Source organism: Bradyrhizobium sp., assembly GCF_019242285.1.
Taxonomy (GTDB): Bacteria; Pseudomonadota; Alphaproteobacteria; order Rhizobiales; family Xanthobacteraceae; genus Bradyrhizobium.
In genome coordinates, this window is the sequence record NZ_JAFAVV010000272.1 from 1 (window position 1) to 8214 (window position 8214).

General features: G+C 66.2%; 8 protein-coding genes. 4 read left to right on the top strand and 4 right to left on the bottom strand.

Annotated features, from left to right (window positions below; translation table 11 throughout):
• From JOY90_RS10465 to JOY90_RS10475, 3 genes are all read left to right on the top strand, one after another.
• The coding region (locus tag JOY90_RS10465) for a BA14K family protein (RefSeq protein ID WP_291691066.1) at window positions 1–163 on the top strand (163 nt) is incomplete at its 5' end.
• A gap of 335 nt (window positions 164–498) precedes the next feature.
• Window positions 499–2823: a CHASE3 domain-containing protein gene (locus tag JOY90_RS10470; RefSeq protein WP_291691059.1), complete on the top strand. Its 2325-nt coding sequence runs from the start codon at window positions 499–501 to the stop codon at window positions 2821–2823.
• Window positions 2816–3004 (top strand): hypothetical protein, encoded by a 189-nt coding sequence (locus tag JOY90_RS10475; RefSeq protein WP_291691060.1) that lies wholly within the window; start codon window positions 2816–2818, stop codon window positions 3002–3004. Before JOY90_RS10470 ends, JOY90_RS10475 begins: the two co-directional genes overlap by 8 nt.
• A gap of 32 nt (window positions 3005–3036) precedes the next feature.
• Here JOY90_RS10475 and JOY90_RS10480 read toward each other — a convergent pair whose 3' ends face one another.
• The gene (locus JOY90_RS10480) at window positions 3037–3339 is read right to left on the bottom strand and encodes a hypothetical protein (protein ID WP_291691061.1); all 303 of its coding nucleotides are present in this window, start codon (window positions 3337–3339) and stop codon (window positions 3037–3039) included.
• Window positions 3340–3387: 48 nt separating this feature from the next.
• On the opposite strand from JOY90_RS10480, the gene JOY90_RS10485 reads away from it, so the two are divergent.
• Window positions 3388–4227 carry an ankyrin repeat domain-containing protein gene (locus JOY90_RS10485; protein WP_291691062.1) on the top strand — a complete coding sequence of 280 codons (840 nt, stop codon included), beginning with the start codon at window positions 3388–3390 and terminating at the stop codon, window positions 4225–4227.
• A gap of 22 nt (window positions 4228–4249) precedes the next feature.
• Here JOY90_RS10485 and JOY90_RS10490 read toward each other — a convergent pair whose 3' ends face one another.
• From JOY90_RS10490 to JOY90_RS10500, 3 genes are all read right to left on the bottom strand, one after another.
• The gene (locus JOY90_RS10490; protein WP_291691063.1) at window positions 4250–5746 is read right to left on the bottom strand and encodes a sugar ABC transporter ATP-binding protein; all 1497 of its coding nucleotides are present in this window, start codon (window positions 5744–5746) and stop codon (window positions 4250–4252) included.
• Entirely contained in the window at window positions 5743–6840 is a 1098-nt protein-coding gene (locus JOY90_RS10495) for a hypothetical protein (RefSeq protein ID WP_291691064.1), read from the bottom strand. The genes JOY90_RS10490 and JOY90_RS10495 overlap by 4 nt, the downstream gene beginning before the upstream one ends.
• Window positions 6837–8214 (bottom strand): SMP-30/gluconolactonase/LRE family protein (locus JOY90_RS10500; RefSeq protein ID WP_291691065.1); only part of this gene is annotated, 1378 nt, incomplete at its 5' end. The genes JOY90_RS10500 and JOY90_RS10495, both read right to left, overlap by 4 nt.

Consider the following 8214-nt stretch of genomic DNA (forward strand, 5'->3'; position numbering starts at 1 on the left):
CCCCGGGCCCTACTACGCGCCGGCGCCGGTCTATGCCGATCCGGGCCCGGGGGTCGATCCGGACAGCGATCCGGTCGCCTACTGCTCGGCGCGCTTCCGCTCCTACGATCCGCGCAGCGGCACCTATCTGGGCTACGACGGCCTGCGGCATCCCTGCCCGTAAGCCGTCGCAAGACAGGCTTAGTCAGCCTTCGAGGGCGGTGCGATTGCACCGCCCTTTTTTCGCTGCGTCGCGTTCGAGAGGAATTTAGTTACCGCGCCCGACCATGTGCACGGTTTAGTGCAGATAGCCGCACGATTTCCGCGGAGAATTGTTATCGGGGGTGATTCGTCTTCGCGATTCGCCCGGGGCGTTAAGAGATATGTCACCTCGGAGCTGACATCATGCACGCCACAGCGGCTATGTGGCCGGTATTCAATGATTCCTGCGGGCCTTAACGTGTTATTTCAGCACCGCGCATGGGCAGCGGCGGGCAGGCGCGCGCCAGAGGCTGCACCGTGCGTGCATTGAGAGCTGCATTCCTGTCCCAGCGGCTCATTGTCGGAATCGGCCTCGCCGTTCTTCTCGTCATCAGCGCGGCGTCGATTGCAATGGACGTCAGGTCACGCACCGATACGGCGTGGGTCGATCACACGCTGGACGTCCTGAACAAGATAGCGGACGTGCGCCTGCTCATTCGCAGGGCCGAAAGCGCGGCGCGCGGTTTCGCGCTCACGAATGATGAGAACTTCGCGCGCGAGTTCCGCGAAACCAGCTCCGCCATTCCGGAAACCTTGGCCGACCTGAAGAAGGCGGTCAGCGACAATGACGACGAAAGCCGGCTGGTCGCAAGCACCGAGCCGCTCCTCAGCCGCCGGCTTGCGATCATCGCCGAGCTGGTGCGCCTGCAGGCCGCGCATGACTCCGCGGGCAGAACGGCGCTGATATCGAAGGCCGAAGGCCGCGTGGCCATGGACAAGCTCTCGGCCAATCTCGATTCGCTCAGCGCCGAGGAGCACCGGCTGCTCGCGGTGCGGTCGGCGCAATCGGACTGGAGCGGAAAGGTTCTGCTGACGACCGATCTCGTCGGAGTCCTGCTGATCCTCATCCTTGCCATGTACCTGATCCGCGGCGCCTACCTCTCCAACCGCGCGCTCGCCACCTCGTTGACCGCCGCACGGGCCGCCAATGAATCTCTCGAAGCCGAGGTCGTGGCGCAGGAGGAGCACATCGGCGCGGTCAATGAAGTGGTCCGCCATTCTTTCTCGGTGATGGAGAACACCTTCAACACCATCGCCGAAGCGGTGCTGGTCGTCGATACCCGTGGCGACATCCTGCTGACCAATCCCGCAGCGGAGCGGTTGCTGGGGCATCGCGATGACATGTCGATCGCCGATCTCTGGAAGATCAACACCTTCTGCGAGACCGATGGCACGACCATCCAGCCCGAGAACAGACCGTACACGCTGGCGCTGCGCGGCCAGTTCCTCGACCAGCGCGAGGTCGTCGTGCGTCCGCATGACGGCCGCAAGCAGGTGCGCGTTTCGGTCAGCGGCCGCCCGCTGCGCGATGCCGCCGGCAAGATCAGCGGCGCCTGCCTCGTTGTCCACGACATCACCGACCTCCACGAGGCCGAGCGCAAGTTGCAGCAGGCCCAGAAGCTGGAGGCGATCGGCAAGCTCACCGGCGGCGTCGCGCATGATTTCAACAACATGCTGACGGTGATCACGGGCACCATGGAGGTGCTGATGGACGAGCTTCAGGGCAACCCCGATGCGCTGCAGACCGCCGCCCTGGTCGGCCAGGCCGCCGAACGCTGCACCGAGCTGATCCAGCACCTGCTCGCCTTCGCCCGCAAGCAACCGCTGCGGCCGCGCAATATCGACATCAACACCGCGATCCTCGACATCGCCAAGCTGTTGCGTCCGACGCTCGGCGAGCAGATCGAGATCGACGCCATCCTCGAGGACGACGTCGCCGAGGCCCATGTCGATTCCTCGCAACTCGCCCACTCGCTCGTCAACATGGCGATCAACTCGCGGGACGCGATGCCGGAGGGCGGCAAGCTCCTGCTGGAAACCCGCAGTGTCGTGCTGGACGAGGCCTATGCGCGGGCCAATCCCGACGTCACGTCCGGTCCCTACGTCATGATCGCCGTCAGCGACTCCGGCTGCGGCATGCCGCCCGAGGTGTGCGACCAGGCCTTCGATCCGTTCTTCACCACCAAGGGCGTCGGCAAAGGCTCCGGCCTCGGGCTCAGCATGGTCTATGGCTTCGTCAAGCAGTCGGGCGGCCATATCAAGATCTACAGCGAGCCGGGCCATGGCACCACGATCCGGCTCTATCTGCCGCCGGCCAGCGCTGTCGAGGAAGCCCAGGCGATCGCGGGCGCGCCGGTCTTGCGGGGCGGCGAGGCCATCCTCGTCGTCGAGGACGATCCGATCGTGCGAGATTTCGTCATGGCGCAACTACGAAGCCTCGGCTACAGGACGATCGCCGCGGCCGACAGCCGCGAGGCGCTGAGCTGCGTGCAGAGCGGCGCGCCCTTCGATCTCCTGTTCACCGACGTCATCCTGCCCGGCGGCATGAGCGGCCGTCAGCTCGCCGACGAGACCGAGAGGCTCCGCCCCGGGACCAAGGTGCTCTTCACGTCCGGCTACACCGACAATGCGATCGTGCATCACGGCCGGCTGGACGAGGGCGTCGTGCTGCTTTCGAAGCCCTACCGGAAATCCGATCTTGCCCGCATGGTGCGCGTCGCACTCGGCGATCTGAGCGGAGATGTCGGGCAGCAGCCGATCGCACAGCCCCCGCAGCCCGACAAGGCACAGCGACGTGCATAGTTACGGGTGGCGGTTTCCGATTCCGGCAAAGGCCTGCGGCGCGGATTTCGATCCCAGGACCAGCGAGCGGCTCGGCATGCAGGTGGTCGGCCTGCCGGTGAAGCAGTTGAAAGGCGCGCTCACCATCCACCGCGCCTGGGCCGGCGCCCGTTTCATCGTCACATTGCCGCTCGCGGCCTGATCACGAAGGCGTTGCTGGCGGCAGCTCGCTCTTCATCCGCCAGCCTGCCGTGATAATCTCTCTGCATGAAGCTGAAGCAAGTCGCCTTCGCCTCGCCGCTTTCCGCCTATGACGAACAGGCAGAAGGCCTGCTTGCCGCACGGCGCGCAAGTGATCCCGAGGCCATCGATTTCTTCCGTCGCCACCATCCCCGCTTCAGAGACGAGAAAATCAAGTGGCTGGTCAAAGCCGTGCCCGATTCCGAGGTCCGCGAGGCGGACTTCTCGCCTGACGATGCGCGCCTGGCGATCGCCCGCTCTCACGACTTCCGCGATTGGCCGTCGCTCGCGACCCATGTCGAAGCGCTATGTTCCGAAGGTTCCGTCTTCGCATTTGAATCCGCCGTGGAATCCGTCGTCGACGGCGACCTCGACAGGCTTCGGCAGGCTCTCCGCCGCGACCCCGCTCTGATCCACGCGCGCTCCAGCCGCATTTGCTGTTTCGACCCGCCGGTGCATCGCGCCAGCCTGTTGCACTACGTCGCCGCCAACGGCGTCGAACATGAACGGCAACGGACGCCGCCTAACGCAGTTGCGATCGCCCGGACGCTGCTCGAGGCCGGCGCGGACGCGGATGCGCTCGCCGACATGTATGGCGCGCCCTGCACGACCATGAGCATGCTGGTGTCGAGCAGCCACCCGGCGGCTGCCGGAGTGCAGGTCCCGCTCATCCACCTGCTGCTGGATTTCGGTGCCGCCATCGAAGGATGCGGAACGAAAAAATGGGGAACGCCGCTGTTCACCGCGCTCGCGTTCGGCATGAGCGATGCCGCCAGGGCGCTGGCTGAGCGCGGGGCGCGGATCGACCTGCCTCATGCCGCCGGGCTCGGACTCGTCGACGACACAGCCCGCCTCCTGCCTTCCTCGGACACAGAGGCGCGTCGGCGCGCGCTTTCGCTCGCTGCCCAGCACGGCCATGCCGAAACCGTCGGCCTGTTGCTCGACGCCGGCACAGACCCGGATCGCTACAACCCGGAGAGCAACCATCCACACACGACGCCATTGCACCAGGCCGTGCTCGGTGGTCACGAAGCCGTGGTACGCTTGCTGGTCCGGCGCGGCGCCCGGCTCGACATCCGCGACACGATCTGGGACGGCACGCCGTTGGGCTGGGCGCTTTATGGCGGCGGCAAAGCGAAAGCCGAAATGGCCGAATGCCTGCGCTCGCTGGGAGCGGAGGAATAGCAAAGGTCTTCGCTGCCTCGCGTCAATGGATCGCCGCGTACATGATCTTCTCCTCGGTCGCCTCCAGCGCCGAGAACTCCTCGACCACCTTGCCCTGCCGCGACACCAGGATGCGGTCCGATAGCGCCATGATCTCCGGCAAATAGGACGAGATCATCACCACCGCCTTGCCCTCATCGGCGAGACGGTTGATCAATTCGTGGATCTCGACGATGGCGCCGACGTCGACGCCGCGGGTCGGCTCGTCGAAGATGATCAGCTCGGGCTCCTGCACCAGCGATTTCGCGATCACGACCTTCTGCTGGTTGCCGCCCGACAGCTCGACCACCTTGGCCTCGTCGCCGATGGCGCGGACCTTGAGACGCTCGATCCAGGACTTGCCGACCGATCTGGTCTCGCGCGGCGACAGCAGCGTCCTGCGCTGCGGAAATTTTGCCAACAGGCCGAGATAGACGTTGCGGGCGATCGAGGCGGTCTCGAAGAATCCCTCGACCTTGCGGTCCTCGGTGACATAGGCGATGCCGGCTTTCACCGCCGGCGCCGGCACGCGATAGCGCACCGGCCTGTCGTGCAGCAGGATCTCGCCGCCGTGAAAGAAGTCCCGCTTCAGGACGCCGGAAACGATCTTGAAGGTCTCGGTGCGCCCTGCACCGACCAGGCCGAACACGCCGGTGATCTGGCCGGCGAACACCGACAGCGAATTGTTCTTCACCATCGGCGCCATCTTGAGGTTCTGCACCGTCAGCACCCGCTTGCCCGGCGGCCGCACGCTGGTCTTGCGGACGCCGTAGAGGGTGTTGGAGAGGTCGCGCCCGACCATCGCCTGCACGATCCGTGCACGGTCGAATTTCGCGGCGTCGTCGGTGACGACATGCTTGCCGTCGCGCAGCACCGTGATGCGGTCGGCGAGCAGCAGCGCCTCCTCCAGCGCATGCGAGATGAAGATGATCGACACGCCGCGCTTCTTGAGGTCACGCACCAGGTCGAAGAAGTATTTCTTCTCCTCCGGCGTCAGCGTCGCGGTCGGCTCGTCGAAGATGATCACCTTGGCCTTGTGCAGCACGGCGCGCGCGATCTCGACCATCTGCTTCTTGGCAGCGCCCAGCGCGCCGACGGTGGCCGTCGGCGTCACGTCGAAGTTCAGCGACTGCAGGAACTGCTGGGCGGCGATGTAGATGCCGCGCAGCCGGTTGTAGAACTTCTCCTGGCCGAGGAAGAGGTTCTGGGCGACGGTCATGGTCGGCACCAGGCTGTTCTCCTGGAACACCATGGCGATGCCGAGCTGTCGCGCTTCCAGCGGAGACCTTGGCGAAACCTCCACCCCGTCCATGGTCATGCGGCCGGACGTCAGCGTCACGACGCCGGCCATCACCTTCGTCAGCGTCGACTTGCCGGCGCCGTTCTCGCCGACCAGCGCATGGATCTCGCCGCGGCGCAGGTCGAAATCGACCTGCTCGATGGCCGGCACGCCGGCATAGAGCTTGGTCGCACCCGACAGCGACAGCACGGTCTCCGTCATGCTCCGAACTCCTCGGCGAGATCAGCCAGCGAGACTTTGAGGACGCGTCCGGGTCCCTTGGCGATCATCACCAGGTCGCCGCCGGCCTCGACCGCGGCGACCACGCCATGATTGATCCCATCCGCCCGGCTGTGCAGCGAATAGCGCGGCTGACCGTCGGCGCCGAGGCGGATGACGAGGCCATAGGAGCGCGGCGGCGCCCATGGCTTCATCACGCCCATGGTCTTGATGTGCGCGCCCTGCAACGGCTCCTTGAAAGTGTGCCCGGAAGAGAGCCGCGGCACCACCCAATGCGCCGGATCGATCTCCGCCATCATGCGCCGGCGATAGCCGGGCTCGCGCAGCACGAATTCGACGAGCTGCGTGCGCGCGAGGAACGCGGTCAGCCAGAAGCCGCCGCCCGACGCGGGCGCGAGCCGCGAGGGATAGACCGGCAGGTGACGCAACACGATCCCGCGGCCGCCGTCCGGCGCGACCCTGACCAGCCGATGCCGCCAGCTCTCGCTGACCAGCACGTCGCCGCCGTCGGCCACAGCGCCGAAGGCATGGCCGAGCCCGGACGCGAGCTGCCGCACCGCGCCGCTCGTCGGATCGAGCCGCAGCACCCGTCCGGTGCGGCCGAGCTCCATCAGGTCCCACGCCCAGTCGGCGACGCCGCGCGTCTGCGAGCCGTCGGTCGCGATCAGCGTGCCATCAAGCGCCGGCGCCAGCGCGTTGACGGCATGCAGCGCGCCGCTCCCAAACACGGCCTCGGGCTCGGACGCCGTCGCGCTCGCATAGATGCGCACCTCGATGCCCCCGAGCGCCACTGCGAGCCGGCCGCCCGGAAGCGCAGCGAGCGCAGAGATCGGCCGCTCGAACGTGCGCAGTTCGGTCGCGGTCCTCTGCTCCAGCCGCTTCAGCGCTGCGCCGTCGGCGAGATAGAGTGTCGCGCCGTCGCTGGCGAGAGCCTCGGGCGCGTCGCACTCCAGCAGGACCTGCGCGGATTCGAGCCGCTGGTTGGGTTTCAGCGCACCGTCGAACGACGGCACGGTGATGGTTGCCTCGCCGCGGCCGAGGAAGCGGTTGGCGAAGTCGCGGATGGCGGCGATCATGCCTTGATCCTCCATCGCACGTCGTATTGCACGAAGTCGGGGTCGGCGTTCTCGAGCTTGTACCGTCCGATCCGGTTGTTGGCGATGCCGCCGAGATACAGATAGCCACGGTGCTCGCGCATCGAGGTGATCATCGGATGGTTGACGCCCTTCAGGTCCCAGAACGATTCAAGGATCTGGCCCTGTTCGTTGAACTTGACGACGCAGCCGGTGTTGATGTTGGGGAACAGCCATTCGTCGATCGGCACGCGCTTGGCCATGCGGCGGCGAAAGCCCGGCATCTTCCAGGCGAGATCGAGCGAGGGGCTGCGCATGCCGACCAGCGCCAGCCAGTAATTGCCGTCGGAAGCGAGGTTGATGTTGTCGGGGTAGCCCGGCAGGTTGTCCATCACGATCTCGACCGCGCCCTTCCGGGGGCCGGCGAACCAGTAGCGCTTGATCGAGCAGCCGAAGGTTTCGGCGAACAGGATCGACTGGCCGTCGCTTGCGACCGCCACGCCGTTCGGGAATTTGAGCCCGCGCAACGCCGTGTGGGTGCTGCCCGTCCTGGTGTCGTAGCAGATGACGCGGCCGTTGCCGCGCGCTTCCAGGCCATCGATCGGCCATTCGTCCATCTCGTAGCGCACCGTGGCTTCCGAGAAGAAGATCAGCCCGTCGTCGGTGATGTCGAGGTCGTCGGCGAGCCGCAGCCGGCTGTCGTCGTTCACCGAACGCAGGCTGCGGTTGGTCTCGTCGGTCGCCTTCTCCACGGTGCCGTCGGGCCTGATGCGGTAGAGCCCCATGCCCCCGATGCAGACATAGAGGTTGTCCTTTGGGTCGAAGGCCATGCCCAGCGGCTGGCCGCCGATATGGGCGAACACCTCCATCCGCTCATAGTCGGGCGGAAAGAAGCGGATGATGTCGCCGTGCCGCGAGCCGGCATAGAGCACGTCGTTGCGGTCGAGGATGACGTCCTCGGGTGCCTCGATCCGGCCGAGCCCGATCAGTTGCACGTCGCGCAGCTTGTCGTTCTGCTCGAACGGGCCGCCCTTGCCGATCTCGGTAGGCGGCGGTGGCGGCAATGCATGATACGTCGGCGCGACATAGACCTTGCTGATGATGCGGGTGCGGTTCTTCTGCCAGCGGATGTCGATCATCGCCGCGATCAGGAGAATCGCCGCCAGCGCCATCCGGTTGATGCCGCCGCGCGCGTTCAAGGTGGTCAGGCCGTTGGTGATCAAAAGGACGATCAGCACGCCCGCAGCTGATTTCGCGACGGACCCCTTGCCGCCGCCGAGCGTGATGCCGCCGAGCACGGTCGCGGTCAGCACGATCACCTCCAGCCCCACGCCGATGTCGCCGCCGACGGTGCCGAGCCTTGCTGCGAAGAACAGC